An 18756-nucleotide genomic window follows, 5' to 3' on the forward strand; every position below is an offset into this window, starting at 1 on the left:
AGCGTTGAAGGCGCTGGTCAAGCAGAAGGCGGAGCCGGGCCTCTGGCTCGCGGACGTCCCGGAGCCCGCCATCGGCCCCGGAGACGTACTGATCAAGGTCATGCGGACCGGTATCTGCGGCACCGATCTGCACATCCGGGCCTGGGACGGCTGGGCGCAGCAGGCCATCCGCACCCCGCTCGTGGTCGGACACGAGTTCGTCGGGCAGGTCGTCGAGACCGGCCGCGACGTCACCGAGATCCGGGTCGGCGACCGGGTCAGCGGCGAGGGCCACCTGGTGTGCGGCAAGTGCCGCAACTGTCTGGCCGGCCGTCGCCACCTGTGCCGCGCGACCGTCGGCCTCGGTGTCGGCCGGGACGGCGCGTTCGCCGAGTACGTCGCGCTGCCCGCGTCCAACGTCTGGGTGCACCGTGTCCCGGTCGACCTCGACGTCGCCGCGATCTTCGACCCGTTCGGCAACGCCGTGCACACCGCGCTGTCCTTCCCCCTGGTCGGTGAGGACGTCCTGATCACCGGCGCCGGCCCGATCGGCCTGATGGCCGCAGCGGTGGCCCGCCACGCCGGCGCCCGCAACGTCGTCGTCACCGACGTCAGCGAGGAGCGCCTGGAGCTCGCCCGCAAGATCGGCGTGAGCCTCGCCCTGAACGTCTCGCGGTCCACGATCGCCGACGGGCAGCGGGAGCTGGGGCTGCGCGAGGGCTTCGACATCGGCCTGGAGATGTCCGGCCGCCCCGAGGCCATGCGGGAGATGATCGCCAACTTGACGCACGGCGGCCGGATCGCCATGCTCGGCCTGCCCGCCGAGGAGTTCCCGGTCGACTGGTCCCGGATCGTCACCTCGATGATCACCATCAAGGGCATCTACGGCCGGGAGATGTTCGAGACCTGGTACGCGATGTCGGTGCTGCTGGAGGGCGGCCTGGACCTCGCCCCCGTGATCACCGGCCGGTACGACTACCGCGACTTCGAGGCGGCCTTCGCCGACGCGGCCAGCGGCACCGGCGGCAAGATCATCCTCGACTGGACTGCCTGATTCCGGCCCGGTTCACCTCCGGGGCGCCGAAGCCGGTGCCGGGAGACCGGCCGTGCTCAGACCTGCGGGCCTGCGCACGCCCGACCCCGCGACACCGGCGCGCCCCATCGGCCCACTCGCCCTCGTACTCGATGGAGTCCTCCTGATGTTCACCTCTGTCCGTGACGACCTGCGTGCCACGCTGGACGAGATCCGCGCCGCCGGCCTGCACAAGCCCGAGCGCGTCATCGGCACCCCGCAGTCCGCGACGGTCAACGTCACCGCCGGCGGCCGCCCCGGCGAGGTCCTCAACTTCTGCGCCAACAACTACCTCGGTCTCGCCGACCACCCCGAGGTGGTCGCCGCCGCCCACGACGCCCTGGACCGCTGGGGCTACGGCATGGCCTCCGTGCGCTTCATCTGCGGCACCCAGGAGGTGCACAAGGAGCTGGAGGCGCGGCTGTCCGCCTTCCTCGGCCAGGAGGACACGATCCTGTACTCCTCCTGCTTCGACGCCAACGGCGGTGTCTTCGAGACCCTGCTCGGCGAGGAGGACGCGGTCATCTCCGACGCCCTCAACCACGCCTCCATCATCGACGGCATCCGCCTGTCCAAGGCCCGCCGCTTCCGCTACGCCAACCGCGACCTCGCGGAGCTGGAGGCCAGGCTCAAGGAGGCGACCGAGGGCGGCGCGCGGCGCAAGCTGGTCGTCACCGACGGCGTCTTCTCCATGGACGGCTACGTGGCCCCGCTCGCCGAGATCTGCGACCTCGCCGACCGCTACGACGCCATGGTCATGGTCGACGACTCGCACGCCGTCGGCTTCGTCGGCCCGACCGGCCGCGGCACCCCCGAGCTGCACGGCGTCATGGACCGTGTCGACATCATCACCGGCACCCTCGGCAAGGCCCTCGGCGGTGCCTCCGGCGGCTACGTCGCCGCCCGCGCGGAGATCGTCGCCCTGCTGCGCCAGCGCTCCCGCCCGTACCTGTTCTCGAACACGCTCGCCCCGGTGATCGCGGCCGCCTCCCTGAAGGTCCTCGACCTGCTGGAGTCGGCCGACGACCTGCGTGTCCGACTGAACGAGAACACGGCCCTCTTCCGCAGCCGGATGACCGCGGAGGGCTTCGACGTCCTTCCCGGCGACCATGCCATCGCGCCCGTCATGATCGGTGACGCGGCCGAGGCGGCCCGCATGGCGGAGCTGCTGCTGGAGCGGGGTGTGTACGTGATCGGCTTCTCCTACCCGGTCGTCCCGCAGGGCCAGGCGCGCATCCGGGTCCAGCTGTCCGCCGCGCACTCCACCGAGGACGTGAACCGCGCGGTCGACGCGTTCGTCGCGGCGCGCGCGGAGCTGGCTGCCTGAGCGATGCCGCCTCCCCGGGGAGGCGTGTGGTGCCCGGCCCGCGGACCTGTGGTGCCGAGCCCCGGGACATGCAGTGCCGGCACCCCGGGACGAAGGGTGCCGGTACCTCGGGACAAACGGTGCCGGTACCGGGGGACATCAGGCGCCGGTGCCTTGGGATACTTGACGGCATGATCGAGGCACGGCGGCTCCACATCCTCCGTGCGGTGGCGGACCACCGCACGGTCACCGCGGCAGCCGCCGCGCTCTATCTCACCCCCTCCGCCGTCTCCCAGCAGCTGACGGCCCTGGAGCAGGAGACCGGTCACCGCCTGGTCGAGCGCAGCGCCAAGGGCGTACGGCTCACCGCGGCGGGCGAGATCCTGCTCAGCCACACCAACGCGGTCCTCGCCCAGCTGGAGCGGGCCGAGGCGGAGCTGGCCGCCTACAGTTCCGGGGAGGCCGGCACGGTCACCGTGGCCGCCTTCGCGACGGGCATCGCCCAGGTCGTGGCGCCCGCCGTGGCCAGGCTGGCCACCAGCGCGCCCGGCATCCGTCTGCGCGTCCAGGACGCCGAGGGCGACGCGAGCCTGCCCATGGTCCTGGACCGGCAGGTGGACGTGGCCGTCGCCGTCGAGTACCGGGGCGCCCCGCCCGCCGACGACCCCCGGCTCACCTACGTGCCCCTGTACGCCGAGCCCTTCGACGCGGTCGTCCCGCTCGGCCACCGCCTCGCCGACGGTCCCGAGGTCCCCCTCGCCGAACTGGCCAAGGACCCGTGGATCGGCCCGTACCCCGGCAACCCCTGCCACGACGTGGTCGTCCTGTCCTGCGAGAACGCCGGATTCCAGCCCCGTTTCGAGCACTCCTCCGACGACTTCCGTGCCGTGGTCGCCCTGGCCTCGGCCGACGCGGGCGTGGCTCTCGTACCGCGCTCGGCCCTGCGCGGGATGGATCTCGCGGGCGTGGTCGTCCGCCCCGTCGACGGCGTGGCCCCGACCCGCCGTGTCTTCGCGGCGATACGACGAGGAGCCGAGGGACATCCCCTGATCCGCCCGGTGCTGGCCGCCCTGGGCGAGGCGGCACGGGCGTGAGGCTTCCGTAGTCCGCCCGCCTCCTCGGCGGGCCCGTCCGGCCACCTGCGCTCCGCCCCCGCCGCACCGGTGCCCGCCGACCGGGTGACTGTCAGTGGCACGGACTACCGTGCGTGGCATGCCGGATGCCGAAGACGTACGCCGAATCGCCCTGTCCCTGCCGGACACCACGGAGAAGATCGCCTGGAGCATGCCCACGTTCCGGGTGGCCGGGAAGATGTTCGCCACGCTCCCGGAGGACGAGACGTCCATCGCCGTGCGCTGCCCCAAGGAGGAGCGCGACGAACTGGTCATGGCCGAGCCCGACAAGTTCTGGATCGCCGACCACGAGGCCCAGTTCGCCTGGGTGAGAGCGAGACTCGCCGCCCTGGAGGACGAGGACGAACTGCGGGACATCCTCGCCGACTCCTGGCGGCAGGCCGCTCCGTCCCGGCTCATCGACGCCTACCCGGAGCTGGGCCTGCGCGGCGGTCGCTGACAATCCCCCGGCGGCAGCCCGGCAGCCCGGCAGCCTGGCAGCCCGGCCGCGTGGCGCGGTTGCCCCCGGCGCGGCGGTCACGCCGGCACGGCCGTCCGTCCGGTGTGCACGAACCGGCCGATGCGCTCCCGCAGGCTTCGCGCGTCGAGCCCGTGCGCGGCCGTATGCTCCTCGATCGTGCCGTACCGCCGCAGCTCGCGGCGGCCGACGCCGAGCCCCAGCACACGGTGCGGCACATCGGCCAGCGCCTCGCTCACGGCGGTCGTCGACGTTCCCGCGAGATACGGCTCCACCAGCACGACGTCGGTGCCCGCCGCGTCCACGGCCCGGCGCAGCGCGGCCGTGTCGAAGGGCCGTACGGTCGTCGCGTACAGCACGGTCACGTCCAGCCCCTCCGTGGCGGCGAGCACGGCGTCCAGCACGGGACCGACGGCGACGACCACCCCGCGGCGCCCCTCGCGGACCGTCAGGAAGCGCTCCCCGCCGACCGCTCGGCCCTGCCGGTTGGCCTGGACGGAGAGCCGGACGTACACCTTGTCGTCCCCCGCGGCGACCGCATGCCGCAGCAGCGCCTCGGCTTCGTCGGGATGCCCGGGCACGTGCACGGTCCAGCCGTCCAGGGTGTCGAGCAGCGCCACGTCGCCGGGCGCCATGTGCGTGTAGCCGCCGGACGGCCAGTCGAAGGAGGCGGCGGCGCTCACCAGTACCGCACCGGCGTCCTGGTGCCCGAGGTCCAGCTTGACCTGCTCGAAGGGCCGCTCCACCAGGAAGCTGGCGAAGGTGTGCACGACGGGCCTGAGCCCGGTGAGCGCAAGCCCGGCCGCCGCCCCGACCAGGAGCTGCTCGCGGATGCCGACGTTGATCACCCGCTCCGGATGTCGTCGCGCGGCCTCGGCGAAGCCGTCCTTGCCGATCTCGGCGAGGACCACCGCGACACGGGGATCCTCGTCCAGCAGCCGGGAGACGACGGGGGCGAAACGGTCACGCATGGTGTCCATGAGGCTGGACCTTTCTACGGAGATGTCGCGGGACGGACAAGAGGGGCGGAGGAGCGGGCCGGAGGAGCGCGGAGGGCAAGAGGGGCGCGGCGGACGAGCGGGGCGGACGAGTGGCATCGGGCGCTCTGCTGTGCGGCTCCAGGCACTCTCCGGTTCCAGGCACCCTTTGGTTCTAGGCACTCTCCGGCTCCCGGTGGTCTTCGGTTCCGAGCGCCCTCCGGCTCTAGGTGTTCTTCGGTTCGACACGGGCGACGACCACGTGCGGGCGTCCCGGATGCGGGGCGGTGAACGCGGTGTGCAGCGCCTCGTGGTCGCGCCCGTCGACCGTCACCGCCGACCAGCCCGCGGCCTCGAACCGTGCGGCGATCCCGCCGGGCCGCGCGTGGCTGGCGGAGGAGTTGTCGATCACGACAGTGTGCAGCCGGTCGAGCGCGGCGGGCCCGGCGAAGGCGATCGCCTCGTGGTTGCTGCCCTCGTCCAGCTCGGCGTCCCCGATCAGCACCCAGACGGCCGGTTCGGGCAGGTTCTGCGCGCGCAGCCCCAGCGCGGTGCCCACGCCGATCGGCAGCCCGTGCCCGAGCGACCCGCTGCCGATCTCGGCTCCCGGCACCAGCACCCGGTCGGGGTGGTGCCCGAGCGGGGAGTCGTACGCCCCGAAGTCCGCGAGCCACTCGACCGGCACGAAGCCCTTCGCCGCCAGCACGGCGTAGTACGCCATCGGTCCGTGCCCCTTGCTCAGCAGGAAGCGGTCCCGGGTGGGGTCCTCGCCGCGCTGCGGCGTGACGCGGAGCACCCGGTCGTACAGCACCCACAGCACGTCGAGCGTGGAGGTGGCCGCCGGACCGTGCTTCTCGTCGCCCGTCATGAGCCCCATCAGCCGGGGAAGGTCCTCGTAGCCGTAGGTGCGGCTGTCGTCCGCAGTGATCGTCATACCGAGGATCGTGCAACCTCAACCAAACTCGAGGTCAAGTCGGAAACGGATGCGCGACCACCGACCCGAGTGCGGTAGAGTTTCCCTGCGCGTTTCGACCAGGGAAACCCCAGGTCAAACGGCACCGGGACGTGGCGCAGCTTGGTAGCGCACTTGACTGGGGGTCAAGGGGTCGCAGGTTCAAATCCTGTCGTCCCGACCAGCTTCACAGCCGGTCGGAGGCCGTCTTCTCAGAACTGAGGAGGCGGCCTTTGCTGTGTCCCTGGGCCTTCCGCCGGCAGTTCCTCCTCGTCCTCCGCGCAGCCGAGCAGCAGGTGGTGGTCTCCGGCGGCGACGCTGGCCACCATTCCGGCGAGTTGTCCGCAGGCGCGCGCGATCTCCCGCTGGTTCTCGTTGCGCTCACTGACCACTGCCGACAGCAGCAGCGCGGTCAGTGCGGCGGAACCGTTGAACGCCTGCAGGGTGATCATGTCGATGAGCAGCTCCTGACCGGCGAACGGGCCTGCTCTCTTGGCGGCGGCGATGATCGCGAAGAGGGACACGGCCAGCGCGCAGGGCGCTGCTGCGGCCAGTTGGAAGCGGAAGGCCGCCCAGATCAGCAGGGGGAAGCCGAGGAACAGCAGCGGGGCGTGGCTGGCTTCGAGGACGCCGACGGCGGCGGTGGCCGCCAGGAGCAGCAGCGCCTCCACCCACCGGACGGGCGACGCACCCCTCGGCCGGTGCGCCGAACGCAGGACGAGAAGGAACGGCGTGACCACCAGGACGCCCATCGCGTCGCCGGTCCACCAGACCGACCACGTCGGCCAGAAGTCGCCGGCGCTCAGCCCGCCCGACAGGACCAGGCTCGTGGTGCCCACCGTCGCGCTGACCAGCATCCCGGTGAACGCGCCGAGAAAGATCAGGGCGAGGGCGTCCCGCAGGCGGTCCAGCTCGTTGCGGAACCCCACGCGGCGCAGCAGTGCGTAGGAGCAGACGGGGGCGAGGGTATTTCCCGTCATGATCGCGATCACGGCCAGCGGCGACGGTCCCAGTGAGGCGTTGGCCAGGAACGCACCCAGTGCGATCCCGGGCCAGATCCGGGGGCCCAGGAGGAGCAGGCTCGCCACCGCGATGCCACTCGGCGGCCACAGTGGCGTGACCTGGTCGCGCACCAGTTGCTGGAGCAGACCCAGCTTGGCCGCCCCGAAGTACAGCGCGGCGATGACGCAGATCTCCAGGGCGGCGACGCTGCCGCGCCGGAGCCGTTCACGCCGCACGACAGCCATCGGGCGACCTCCGTGTCGTCACGCCCCGCAACTCATCATCCGCCGGATCCCACGGATCCTCCACGGCACCGCCGGGCTGCGGGAGCAGGGCCCCGCAGGGGGGAGCCCCGGAGGTCAGACGCCCGGGGTGCGCAGAGCGACGATGGCCATGTCGTCGTGACCGTCGCTCGGGTGGTGGTCGGCCAGTGCTTGGACGAACTCCGGCAGGGGCAGGGCGGCGTACGCCGCCGCGAGCCGGGCGAGCCGGGCGAGACTCTCGTCGATGGGCTGGTCGGGGTGTTCGATCAGTCCGTCGGTGAAGAAGACCAGGGTCGCGTCCGGCGGGAGGAGGCGGGAGTGGTCGGGGCGGGGCTGCGCGGTGTCGACGCCGAGCGGCAGCCCGGGTTCGCCGAGCAGGTAGTCCACCCGGCGCTCGCGGGTGATCACCAGGGGCGGGACGTGGCCCGCGGTGCTCCAGCGGAGCCGCCAGCCCGCGCCCTCCGGTTCGATGCGGGCCAGGGTGGTGGTCGTGACGGGGTTGTGCGTGAGGGCTTCCAGGGTCCGGTCGAGCTGGGCGAGGATCGCCCCGGGCGGACTGCTCAGGTCGAACAGCAGCGCGCGCAGCATGTTGCGGGTGGAGGCCATGGCGGCCGCGGCATGCAGATCGTGTCCGACCACGTCGCCGATCACGATCGCCACGGCGTTGTCGGGCAGGCGGACGGCGTCGTACCAGTCCCCGCCGAGCTGGCTGGGTTTGGCGGCAGGCCGGTAGATGGTGGCCGCGGTGAACGGCCGCAGGTCGGGCAGCGTGGGCAGGAGAAGCCGCTGGAACTGCTCGGCCCCGACACGTACCCGTTCGAACAGGCGGACGTTGTCGATCGCGATGCCGGCGGCGCTCGCGAGGGCGACGACGACGTTCTCGTCCTGCGCGTCGAAGGGCCGTCCGTCGCGTCGTTCGGCGAGGTAGAGGTCACCGTAGATCTCGCCGCGCACGCTGATGGCGACACCGAGCAGGGTGCTCATGCGCGGGTGGCCGGGCGGGAACCCGGCGGAGGAGGGGTGGGCCGGGATGTCGTCGACCCGCAGGGGCTCGGGGTGGCGGATGAGGTGACCGAGGACTCCCAGACCCCGCGGCAGGCCCGTCTCGGCGAGATCGAGGCGCTCCTGCTCGGACAGGCCGGCCGTGATGAACTGCGCCAGGCGCTCTCCGTTCTCGTTGAGCACACCCAGTGCCCCGTAGCGGGCGCCCACCAGCTCCATGGCGGTGGTGACGATCCGGCGCAGCACCGCGGGCAGCTCCACCTCACGGCTGATGGCCACGACCGCGTCCAGCAGGCCCTGCAGCCGGTCGATGGAGGACACCAGGCCGCGCAGTTGCTCGTCGATCCGGCCCAGCTCGGAACGGAGGCGTGCGTGCAGGTCGGGGATTTGCTGGCGGCGCGGCCGATTCCCGCCCTTGTCTCCCGCCATCACATTCCGGCCTCCTGGCACGGTCCCGGTCGATTCGGGACCACAGCGTGGTACGAATCAGGGTAAACAGCTATTTGTACATATACGCGCCACGACGCTGTCGCCGCGCCGCCATCACCGCGTACACGATGATCCCCACGAACAGGAACAGCACGCCCTGGTACACCGCCGCGTATCCGGCGCCGGCGACGAGCCAGACGGAGAAGGCGGTCGCCACGGCGGTGATCACCGCGTCGCGCACGAGCCGTGCCCGGTCGACCGGCCCGCCCCGGCCGGAGACGAGGTGGAAGACCTGTGCCGCGGTGGCCAGCAGGTACGGCACGGTCGCGGTGAAGGTGGTGACGAGGACCAGCATGTCGAAGACCTTCGCCGACCCCGACACGTAGTTGTAGAGGGTGAGCAGCGAGGCCAGGACGACCGTGACGCCGACCCCGACGACGGGCACACCCCGCCGGCGCCGGGTGAACACGGCGGGGAACAAGCCGTCCCGGGCCGCGGCGTAGGGGGTCTGGGCGCTCAGCAGCGTCCAGCCGTTGAGGCAGCCGGTCATCGACACGAGCGCGGCCAGAGCGACGGCCCAGCCGCCCCAGGTGCCGCCGAACATGGCGTTCACGGCGTCCGAGAAGGGCGCGGTGGAGGTCACCAGGTGGTCGTGCGGGACCGTACCGAAGACGGACAGCGTGCCCAGCAGGTACACGAGCGCCGCGCCGGCGGTGCCGATGACGGTGGCGCGTCCCACGTTGCGGCGGGCGTTCTCGACCTCGCCCGCGCTGACGGCGGCGGACTCCACACCGAGGTAGGAGAAGAGCAGCAGGGCGGCGGACGCGGACACCGCGCCGACCGCGTTGCCGCCGCCCGCGTTGAACGGCCCGAGCTTCGCCGGGTCGAAGAAGAACAGCCCGCCGAGGGCGACGAGCAGCAGCGGGACGAACTTCAGCACGGTGGAGACCAGCTGGACGGCGCCCACGTAGCGGGTGCCCGCGAAGTTGGCGAGCGCGGGCAGCCACTGCAGCGTCAGCGCGGCCAGACAGGCACTCCAACGGTGGTCGCCCACCGGTATCAGCACGTCGAGGTAGCCGACCGCGGCGACCGCGAGGGCCGCGTTCGACACCCAGGTGGTGATCCAGTACGCCCAGGCGGCGAGGAAGCCGGCGAAGTCCCCGAAGGCCTCGCGGGCGTAGAGGTAGGGGCCGCCGGTGCGCGGGTCGCGCTCGGCGAGGCGGCCGAAGACCAGGGCGAGGGCGATGGCGCCGACGGTCAGGACGCCGAAGGCGACCAGGCTGACCGTGCCGAAGGGGGCGACGGAGGCCGGGAGCAGGAAGATGCCCCCGCCGATGATGTTGCCCATGACGAGGGCGGTGGCGACGGGCAGTCCGAAACGGCGGGTGTGCCGGCCGGTGCCGCCCTCGGGGTCCTCGGGGGAAACCGTGCGGGTCTCCGGCTGGGTCGGAGCCGGTTGCGGGGCGGTCCCGGTGACGTGCATGGGGTGGTGCGCCTCTCATCAAACTGATGTTCCCGGGATCACCGGGGCGAGGCCATGGTCGGGGACGCCCCGACCTGGCACCAAATCACCGTTTCTTGTTTCGCCTCACCCGCCCCGGAGCGCAAGAACTGCAGCTCAGGGGGGATCTGGCCGATGAATGTCCTACGCGCTGCCGGCGTCCCGCCGCGACACTCCCAGGTAGGCGACGAACCCCAGGATCGCCACCGTCCAGGACAGGGTGACCGGGCCCAGGCCCCAGTCCAGGCCGCCGCGGGCCGTCGGAAGGGCCATCCAGTCCGCCGTCGAGGCGCCGAGGGGACGGGTGATGACGTACGCCGTCCAGAAGGCGGTCACCGCGCCGAGGGTGCCCGCCCGGTGGGCGAGGGCGGGGACGCAGATCGCGACGGCGAACAGGACGACCGAGCCGAGGTAGCCGAGGCCGATGGTCGCCGTGAGGTCGCCCGCGGCGGTGCCGAGGGCAAAGGTGGCGAGGACGGCCGCCCAGTAGAACGCCTCGCGGCGGCGGGTGCGGATGCTGTGGATCGACAGGGTCCGCTCGCTCGCGTACCAGAGGGCGAAGACCGCGGCCAGGGCGACCATGAAGAGCGGCGTCGAGAGGGTGTAGGGAACGCCGAGACCCACGTGCAGGATGTCGGCCGCCATCGTGCCGAACACGCTGACCATGACGATCGCCGTCCAGTACACCCAGGCCACGTACCGGCGGACGGCGAACTGGAGCACGAGCGAGGCCGCGAACGCGAGACCGCCGAGACCGACCGCCGGGACGGGGCCGAGCTGGTGCGCCAGGAAGTCGGACGCGGTCTCGCCCATGCCGGTGGTGAGGACCTTGATGATCCAGAAGTAGACGGTCACCTCGGGCACCTTGTTCGCGCTCTCGCCGAGGAGGGCGCGGGCGGTGCTGCGGTGCCGTTGGTCGAGGACGTGCTCTGTGCTCATGGCTCGCACCCTCGCACGGTCAACTGCCTGTTCCCCAGTCCCCTTTGCCATTGTTTTGGGGCTTCAGGTACAGGTGTTGCCACGCGTCGCGGCGAGCCTGACCACAACCTGAACGACGTGGAGAAAACCCTGGTCACCGCCGGGACGCGAGGGGTACGAAGATCGGTTGGACCGCCGGCCGCGCCGCGCGGGCCGTCCCGCGGCCCGACGGTATGGGCGGCAGGCGGCCCCGGCGGTATGGGCGGCAGGCGGCCCCGGCGGCGGGCGCGGGCGTCAGGAGCGGCGGGGGCAGGGTGTCAGGACACGACGCCCACGTGCGCGAGCGCCTGCTTCAGCAACACGCCGTGCCCGCCCGGCATCTCGCTGTGCAGGGCCTCGGAAGCGGCTTCCTGCGGGCTGAACCACACCAGGTCCAGGGCGTCCTGCCGGGGCCGGCAGTCGCCGGTCACCGGGACGACGTAGGCGAGGGACACGGCGTGCTGGCGCGGGTCGTGGTACGGCGTGATCCCGGCCGTCGGGAAGTACTCCGCGACCGTGAACGGCTGCATCGAGGCCGGTACCCGGGGCAGCGCGACCGGGCCGAGGTCCTTCTCCAGATGGCGCAGAAGGGCGTCGCGGACCCGCTCGTGGTGCAGGACGCGGCCGGAGACCAGGGTCCGGCTGACCGTTCCGTCCGGGCCGATGCGCAGCAGCAGTCCGATGCTCGTGACCTCGCCGCTGTCGTCCACGCGTACGGGCACGGCCTCGACGTACAGGATCGGCATCCGGGCCCTGGCCATTTCCAGCTCGTCCGTGGTGAGCCAGCCGGGCGTGGTTTCGGTCATGTCAGCCATTGCTTGATCATACTTTCCGAGTGGGGCGCCCGCTCAGTCACGGGCCGGATCGTTTGCGGGAAGTCCGTACAGCCGGCCGGCGTTGTCACGTCCCGTCCAGGCCGCGATGCGCAGGGCGTCGGTCAGGCTCAACTCGTCGGCGTCCACCCGGGCTTGCAGCATTTCGGCCAGCCCCTGGCGGAACGACACCGCACCCAGGTGGTGGAACTCGGCCACACCATAGGCGTCGGAGCTGTACAGCAGTTTGCGGAACGGGGTGATCTCCAGTGCCTCCTCCAGCACCGCCCGGGAGCGGGCCGGGCCGGTGTAGTGCAGGGCCAGGCCGACGTCCAGGTACACCTGCTCGAACACCGAGGCCAGGTAGGCCGCCTGGCGCTGGTACGGCCAGCAGTGCAGCAGCAGGACCGGGATCGCACCGGCCGTCAGGTGCAGCCAGTCGGTGAGCAGAGCGGGATCGGCGCGGTGCAGCCGCAGGTCTGCGTCGCCGAAGCCGGTGTGCAACTGGAGGGGAAGGCCCAGCTCGACGGCCGTCCACAGCAGGTGCCGGACCAGGACCGGATCGCTCAGGCGTCCGCCGGCCGCGAACCAGTGCCCGGCAGCCCGGGCCACCTCCGCGTCCGCGGGGCGCCCCGGGTCGAGGGCGAAGCCGGTGCGGTAGGCGGCCACCGACTTGACCGCGACCACGCCCGGGCGCCGGACGGCTTCTTCGGCGGCCGTCCGGAACGCGGCCGAGTACGCGCCCGCCGGCCCGCCGCGGGCAGCCACCGCCTCGGCGATCTGCTCCAGCCGTACGACCTCGTGGGCGGTGCCGCCGGAGGCCTCGGCCAGCTCGGCCGGGGAGGTGACGGAGTGCGGGGCGTAGCCGGTGTCGACGCAGAAGACCCCGGCACCCGCGGCGGTCAGGAAACGCCGGTTGACCTCGCGCCAGCCCAGGGCCGAGCGGCGGGCGAGGTAGTCGGCGGGAGGAGCGTGCCGGGGCAGGTCCAGCAGCGGCGCGCAGTGGCGGCGCACGGCCACCCCGACCGGGCTGTCGAAGGGCGACACGCCGGGCCAGGCGTCGCCCTCGGTGATCAGCGACTCGAACTGCCCGGGTTCCAGGTCGGCCGTCACGGCGCCGTGGCAGTGGTGGTCGACCAGCGGCAGTGCGGCGAGCGCCTCGTGGACCGGGCCGGCGGCGGGCATCGTCAGTACGTCCAGCGGTAGGCGGCGGCCACCTGCGCGTCGTCCAGCCCGTCGACGGCCGCCGCCTCCCCGAGCCGTACGGCACTCACTGCGTCCGCCAGGACCGGGCCCAGCGCCGTCCGCAGCACCGGGTCGGCCCGGAACCGCTCGACCGCCTCGGGCAGTGCGACGGGCAGGCGCTCCACCCCGAGGGCGGCGGCCTCGTCCGGGCCGTACCGGGCCGGATCGCCGGTGATCTCCCGCGGCAGCGTCCGGGCCGCCGCCATCCCGTCGAGCCCCGCGGCGATCACGCAGCCCAGCGCCAGATACGGGTTGGCGGCCAGGTCGACCGGCTTGACCTCCAGGTTCGCGTCCTGGTCCTGGCAGCCGGACGTGCCGGTGACGATCCGCAGCGCGGCCTCGCGGGTCTCCCGGCCCCAGGCGGTGAACACGCCCGCCCACTGCGAGGGCCTGAGCCGCAGATAGCTGGCCGGGCTCGGCGCCGTCACCGCCATGAGCGCGGGCAGACGGGCGAGCACCCCGGCCACGAACGACTCCGCGGCGGCCGTCATGCCGTGGCGGCCGTCCCCGCCCGCGTGCAGGTTCACCCCGTCGCGCCAGCAGGACAGGTGCAGATGGCCGCCGTTGCCTACGCCCTCGGCGAGGTACGCGGGCGAGAAGGAGACCCGCAACTGGTGGCGCTGCGCCACCGCCCGGATCGTCTGCCGCACCAGCACGCTGCGGTCGGCCGCCGCCACCGGGTCCAGCGCGCCCGCCGAGACCTCGAACTGGCCCGCCGCGTACTCGGGATGGATCTGGTCGACGTCCACACCCTGCGCCGCGAGGGCCGCCAGCAGGTCGGCGGTGCAGTCGCTCAGCTCCACCTGCCGGGTCGCGCCGTACGCCGGGCCGGACACCGCCGGGACGAACTCCCCCCGGGGTGCCGAGCCGAGCCCGAAGGCCCACTCGACCTCGACGGCCGCCTTGAAGGCGAGACCGTGCCGTTCGGCGGCGTCCGCGACGATCCGGCGCAGAAAGGTTCTGGCGCAGCCGGGGTGCCGCTCGCCCTCCTGGGTGATCCGGTCCACGGGCGCCCACGCCCAGCCGGGCTGCCGGGCCAGCACCACCAACTGGTCGAGGTCGGGGTAGAGCCTGAGGTCACCGTCGGGCGAGCCGAGGACGTCGGTGCTGACGATCGAGTCGTCGGCCAGGAACGTGTCGAACACCGGCGACATGCCGACACCCCGGGCCACGGCGGCCTCCAGCCGGGCCGTGGGGATCGTCTTGACCCGGCCGACGCCCGCCGTGTCGACGTACGCGAGGACGATCCCGTGCACTCCCCGGGCGGCCAGGTCGGCGGTGAGGGCGGCGACCCGGCCCAGGTCTGCGGGGCGCCCGCCGGGCACGGGATCGGCAAGGGTGGTCATGCGTCCTCCTCGACGGGCTCGGCCCCGGCCGGCGCCGGGGTCGGCCCCGCGGGGGCGGGGTCAGGGTTTCACGGCCACCGCGCCGTACTGCGGCACCACGGCGGCGTCCGGCCCGGCGCGCCACTGCGAGCACGGCACCAGCCCCGGCCCGACCGGCTCCAGACCGTCGAGGAACGAGGCGATCTCGGCGCGGCTGCGGGCGGTGATCGGCGGGGTGGCGTTGGCGTTCCAGAACTCCATCGCGGCGAGGTTGCCCTCGCCGCCCACCTCGGCGTCGAACGTCGGGTGGGTGAGCACCAGATGGCTGCCGGAGGGCACCGCCGCCATGATCCGCCGCACGATGTCCCGGGCCTGTCCGGTGTCCAGGACGAAGTTGAGGATGCCCAGCATCATCACCGCGACCGGCCGGTCCAGGTCGAGGGTCTCGGCGGCGCGCCCCATGATGGCGTCCGGGTCGCGCACGTCGGCGTCGACGTAGTCGGTGACGCCCTCCGGTGAGCTGGTGAGCAGGGAACGGGCGTGCACCAGCACGATCGGGTCGTTGTCGACGTACACGATCCGCGACTCGGATGCGATCCGCTGCGCTATCTCGTGCGTGTTGTCCACGGTCGGCAGGCCGGTGCCGACGTCGAGGTACTGCCGCATCCCGCGTTCGGCTGCCAGGAAGCGCACCGCCCGGCCGAGGAAGTCCCGGTCCGCGCGGGCCACCGCCCGGATCACCGGGAACATCCCGGCCACGTGCTCGGCGACCCGCTGGTCGACCTCGTAGTTGTCCTTGCCGCCGATCCAGTAGTTCCAGACCCGCGCGTTGTGCGCCACGGAGGTGTTCAGCCTCGCGGGCCCTGCGGTCGGGGACCGGTCCTCGTTCACGTAGCCGCCCTTCTCCCGTTCTCCCGTGCTCACGTCCGCGAGCCATTGTGCCGCCGCCCGATCGTGCTGTCCCGGAAACCGCGCAGCGTGCGGGCCCGGGCGGCCTTTGGGGCGTCCGGAGACATGAGGAACACTGGAGCTGCCCCGGGGCTCCCGCGGGCCCACCCGGCATCCCGCTCACGACCGGAAGAAGGACATGCCCGCCACGCCCGCGTCCCTGCTCGAAGCCCCCGGTCCGACCGCCCCTTCTGCCGGCATCCGGCTCGTCGTCACCGACATGGACGGAACCCTGCTGGACGACGACAAGCGGCTACCCGACGGCCTCTGGCCGATGCTCGCCGAACTGCGCCGCCGCGGCGTGCTGTTCAGCCCGGCCAGCGGCCGCCAGTACGCGACCCTGGCCCGGCAGTTCGCCGAGGTCGCCGAGGGCATGGTGTTCATCGCGGAGAACGGGACCTATGTGGTCCGTGACGGCGTGGAGCTGAGCTCCGATCCGCTGGAGCGCTCCGTCGCCGGGGACCTGGCCCGCACGGTACGGCGGCTGCGCGCGGACGGCGTCGACGTCGGTGCCGTGGTCTGAGGCAAGCGGTCGGCGTACGTCGAGCGGAGCGACGAGCCGTTCCTCGCGGAGGTCCGCAAGTACTACGTCGAGCACCGGATCGTCGAGGACGTCACCGCCGTCGAGGACGACGTGATCAAGGTGGCGCTGTTCGACTTCGGGCCCGCCGAGCGGACCACCGCCCCGGCCCTGGAGGCGTTCGCCGCCACCCACCGGGTCGTCGTCTCGGGCGAGCACTGGGTCGACGTGATGAACCGCACCGCCGACAAGGGCGCCGCGCTGCGCGGACTCCAGCGCGAGCTGGGCATCACGCCCGCCCAGACCATGGTGTTCGGCGACTACCTCAACGACCTGGAGATGCTGGACGCGGCCGAGTGGTCCTTCGCCATGGCCAACGCCCATCCGGAGGTCCTCCGCCGGGCCCGCCACCTCGCCCCGTCCAACAACGACAACGGCGTCCTGCGGACCGTCGCCGAGGTCCTCGGCATACCGCTGCCGCGCTCGTAGGCCGGCTCCGGGTCCGGACCGGCCGCCGTGCCCGACGGCAGTCGGGGACCGACGTCGACCGACGTGCACCGACTGCCCGACGTCGGCCTGCGCGGGCCGACAGTGAGCCGGGAGGGGAGCGTCGCCGGACCCGGGACGGGGCGTCCTCGCGGGCGAGACCGGTCCGTGGGCGAGACCGGTCCGTGGGCGAGACCGGTCCGTGGGTGTGACCGGTCCGTGGGTGTGACCGGTCCGTGGGTGTGACCGGTCTGTGGGTGTGCCCGGTGCGCGGAGTGCGACCCGTCCGCGGGCTGCGGCGGGGTCAGGCCGCGGGCTTGCGGCCCACCGCGCCGTACAGCGAGATCGGCCCGGCTCCGTCGGGTGCGTCCTCGGGGCGCCAGTCGGCCACCGACACGATGCCCGGCTCCAGCAGGTCGAGTCCCTCGAAGAACGTGCCCACTTCGGCCTGCGAGCGGGCCACCAGGGTCACCCCGCCGGCGGCGTACGCGTCGATGCCCCTGCGGACGTTCTCCGGTTCGAAGTCGGCCGTCATCGTCGACACCACCAGGCAACTGCCCGGGGCCAGCGCCCCGACCAGCGTGGCGACCAGGTCGTGGGCGCCGTCCTCGTCGGCTATGAAGTGCAGGAGCGCGATCAGGGACAGGGCGATGGGGCGGTCGAAGTCCAGGATCGCCGTCGCCTGTTCGAGGATGGCGTGCGGATCGCGGGCGTCGGCCTGGACGTACTCGGTCACGCCGTCGGGGGTGCCGCGCAGCAGGGCGCCCGCATGTGCCAGTACGATCGGGTCGTTGTCGACGTAGACGACCCGCGCCTGCGGGGCGACCGACTGGGCGATCTGGTGCAGGTTGGGCTCGGTCGGTATACCGGTGCCGATGTCCAGGAACTGGCGGATGCCCGCCTCGGCGGCCAGCGCCCGCGTGGCCCGGCGCATGAACGCCCGGTTGGCGAGCGCCGCCCGCGGGGCACCCTGGTCGATCGCCGTGATCTGCCGCCCGAGCTGCTCGTCCACGGGGTAGTTGTCCTTGCCGCCGAGGAACCAGTCGTACACCCTGGCCGGATGCGGCCGGGTGGTGTCGATCTCGTACCCGGCCGGCTGGGTCCCCGTCACGTGCTGCTCCTCCGCTCGACTGGCCCCCGTGCGCGTCGGGGGCGCGCGAGCAGTCTGACACGATCATGGGAGGCGGCGCAGACGAGCTTCGGCCACGTGTCCCACTCCGGACCCGGTCAACGGCTGCTCTTGGGCGCGTGGTTGGACGGCGGGGTGCTCGCCGGGGCGCCGATGCCCGCCGCGGGGGCGCCGCTCGTGGGGGTGCCCGATGCGGGGGCGCCGCCCGTGGGGGTGCTGCCCGTGAGGGCGCTGCCCGTGGCGGTGCCTGCCGTGTCCGCCGCGGGGGTGCCTGCCGTGTCCGCCGCGGCGGTGCCCACCTGCCGGTGCCGTCCCGGGAGCGTCGAGTCGAGGAAGCGGATCACCTCCGCGAACACATCCGCCTTGTTCGTCTCGTGGAACACCTCGTGCCGTGCCCCGGGGAAGATCCGCTCGGCCCGGCGGCCGCCGCTGAGCCGCTCCACGCCGATCCGGCTCCCGGGCAGCGGCACCAGACGGTCGTCGTCCCCGTGCAGCCACAGCAGCGGCAGCGGGCCCACGTCCCCGCCCTCGGCGACCGACTCCAGGGTCCGGACGAACGCCTGGAGCGTGGGCCGCTTCATCGGCCCGTGCCAGACCAGCGGGTCGGCCGCGTACGCGGCACCCACGGCGGGGTCGCGGGAGAGTGCGGCCGGGCTGATCGGGGTGTCCGGGATCTCGTCCAGAGCGAGCAGTCGTCCGGGCAGCTCCCAGGCCCCGATCACCGGCCCGGACAGGATCAGCGCGCTCAGTTCGCCGCCGTGGCGCTGGGCGTAGCGAGCCGCGATCAGCCCGCCCATGGAGTGGCCGACCATGACGAGCGGCAGGCCCGGGTGCGCGGCACGGGCGAGGTCCGCCGCCGCGTGCACGTCGGTGACCACGTCCTCGAAGTCCTCGATCACCACCCGTTCCCCGGCCGACTTCCCGTGCCCGACGTGATCGGGCCCGTACACAGCCGCGCCGTGCCCGGTGAGCAGGTCCGCCAGTGCGTCGTACCGGCCCGCGTGCTCGCCGTAGCCGTGCACCACGAGCGCCAGGTAGTGCGGCTCGGGGTGCGGCCACTCGCGCACGGCGATGCCGTCGAGTACGTGCTCGCGGACGTGAGACATGTCTCCTCCGGCTGCCTGGGTGAAGGTTCCGGAGGATCTTCCCAGGGAGCCGGTCCGAGGTCTATAGTTTAAAACTAGCAGTGCTAATTAAGTGGTGCTGCGCCACAGTCACAGATTCGTGCTGATCCACAGCGTCGTCGGTCAGGAGTCCCAGC

General features: G+C 72.7%; 15 protein-coding genes, 1 tRNA gene and 2 pseudogenes. 6 read left to right on the forward strand and 12 right to left on the reverse strand.

The annotated features are described in order from the left end of the window. The first annotated feature begins 4 nt into the window (after positions 1-4). The 4 genes from tdh (at position 5) to ACFZCP_RS17575 (ending at position 3929) form a co-directional block, all read left to right on the forward strand. A complete protein-coding gene (tdh, locus tag ACFZCP_RS17560; RefSeq protein ID WP_391427888.1) occupies positions 5-1033 on the forward strand; it encodes an L-threonine 3-dehydrogenase in 1029 nt (342 codons plus the stop codon). 145 nt (positions 1034-1178) lie between these two features. Beyond that, a complete protein-coding gene (locus ACFZCP_RS17565) occupies positions 1179-2378 on the forward strand; it encodes a glycine C-acetyltransferase (protein WP_391427889.1) in 1200 nt (399 codons plus the stop codon). A gap of 170 nt (positions 2379-2548) precedes the next feature. Then, entirely contained in the window at positions 2549-3451 is a 903-nt protein-coding gene (locus ACFZCP_RS17570; protein WP_362682314.1) for a LysR family transcriptional regulator, read from the forward strand. A gap of 118 nt (positions 3452-3569) precedes the next feature. Continuing rightward, entirely contained in the window at positions 3570-3929 is a 360-nt protein-coding gene (locus tag ACFZCP_RS17575; RefSeq protein WP_391427891.1) for an MmcQ/YjbR family DNA-binding protein, read from the forward strand. 77 nt (positions 3930-4006) lie between these two features. Here ACFZCP_RS17575 and ACFZCP_RS17580 read toward each other — a convergent pair whose 3' ends face one another. Both ACFZCP_RS17580 and ACFZCP_RS17585 read right to left on the reverse strand, forming a co-directional pair. Further along, positions 4007-4927 carry a transketolase C-terminal domain-containing protein gene (locus ACFZCP_RS17580; RefSeq protein WP_362682308.1) on the reverse strand — a complete coding sequence of 307 codons (921 nt, stop codon included), beginning with the start codon at positions 4925-4927 and terminating at the stop codon, positions 4007-4009. A gap of 223 nt (positions 4928-5150) precedes the next feature. Next, a complete protein-coding gene (locus ACFZCP_RS17585) occupies positions 5151-5858 on the reverse strand; it encodes a transketolase (protein WP_391427892.1) in 708 nt (235 codons plus the stop codon). 125 nt (positions 5859-5983) lie between these two features. Here ACFZCP_RS17585 and ACFZCP_RS17590 point away from each other — a divergent pair. After that, a tRNA-Pro gene (locus ACFZCP_RS17590) sits at positions 5984-6060 on the forward strand. A 28-nt stretch (positions 6061-6088) separates the two neighbouring features. Here ACFZCP_RS17590 and ACFZCP_RS17595 read toward each other — a convergent pair. The 8 genes from ACFZCP_RS17595 to ACFZCP_RS17630 form a co-directional block, all read right to left on the reverse strand. Continuing rightward, positions 6089-7123, reverse strand: a complete 1035-nt coding sequence (locus ACFZCP_RS17595) for an MASE1 domain-containing protein (RefSeq protein ID WP_391427893.1) — start codon at positions 7121-7123, stop codon at positions 6089-6091. A 114-nt stretch (positions 7124-7237) separates the two neighbouring features. After that, entirely contained in the window at positions 7238-8572 is a 1335-nt protein-coding gene (locus tag ACFZCP_RS17600) for a SpoIIE family protein phosphatase (protein ID WP_391427894.1), read from the reverse strand. 70 nt (positions 8573-8642) lie between these two features. Then, entirely contained in the window at positions 8643-10055 is a 1413-nt protein-coding gene (locus ACFZCP_RS17605) for an amino acid permease (protein ID WP_391427895.1), read from the reverse strand. A 162-nt stretch (positions 10056-10217) separates the two neighbouring features. Continuing rightward, positions 10218-11012, reverse strand: a complete 795-nt coding sequence (locus ACFZCP_RS17610) for a hypothetical protein (RefSeq protein ID WP_391427896.1) — start codon at positions 11010-11012, stop codon at positions 10218-10220. Between the two features lie 296 nt (positions 11013-11308). Continuing rightward, positions 11309-11836, reverse strand: a complete 528-nt coding sequence (locus tag ACFZCP_RS17615; RefSeq protein WP_362683263.1) for an NUDIX hydrolase family protein — start codon at positions 11834-11836, stop codon at positions 11309-11311. Between the two features lie 42 nt (positions 11837-11878). Continuing rightward, positions 11879-13027, reverse strand: a complete 1149-nt coding sequence (locus tag ACFZCP_RS17620) for an amidohydrolase family protein (protein WP_391427898.1) — start codon at positions 13025-13027, stop codon at positions 11879-11881. 2 nt (positions 13028-13029) lie between these two features. Further along, entirely contained in the window at positions 13030-14433 is a 1404-nt protein-coding gene (locus ACFZCP_RS17625; RefSeq protein ID WP_362682287.1) for a glutamine synthetase family protein, read from the reverse strand. 60 nt (positions 14434-14493) lie between these two features. Beyond that, a complete protein-coding gene (locus tag ACFZCP_RS17630; protein ID WP_391427957.1) occupies positions 14494-15303 on the reverse strand; it encodes an SAM-dependent methyltransferase in 810 nt (269 codons plus the stop codon). Positions 15304-15499: 196 nt separating this feature from the next. Between ACFZCP_RS17630 and ACFZCP_RS17635 the strand changes: the two are divergent. After that, a pseudogene (locus tag ACFZCP_RS17635) lies at positions 15500-16369 on the forward strand (Cof-type HAD-IIB family hydrolase). A 301-nt stretch (positions 16370-16670) separates the two neighbouring features. Here the strand turns inward: ACFZCP_RS17635 and ACFZCP_RS17640 are convergent. Both ACFZCP_RS17640 and ACFZCP_RS17645 read right to left on the reverse strand, forming a co-directional pair. Continuing rightward, entirely contained in the window at positions 16671-17477 is an 807-nt protein-coding gene (locus ACFZCP_RS17640) for an SAM-dependent methyltransferase (RefSeq protein ID WP_391427899.1), read from the reverse strand. Between the two features lie 329 nt (positions 17478-17806). Continuing rightward, positions 17807-18601, reverse strand: a pseudogene (locus ACFZCP_RS17645) (alpha/beta hydrolase); the annotation flags it as partial. Positions 18602-18756 lie beyond the last annotated feature (155 nt).

It is taken from the genome of Streptomyces sp. NPDC007971 (assembly GCF_042958635.1).
Taxonomy (GTDB): Bacteria; Actinomycetota; Actinomycetes; order Streptomycetales; family Streptomycetaceae; genus Streptomyces.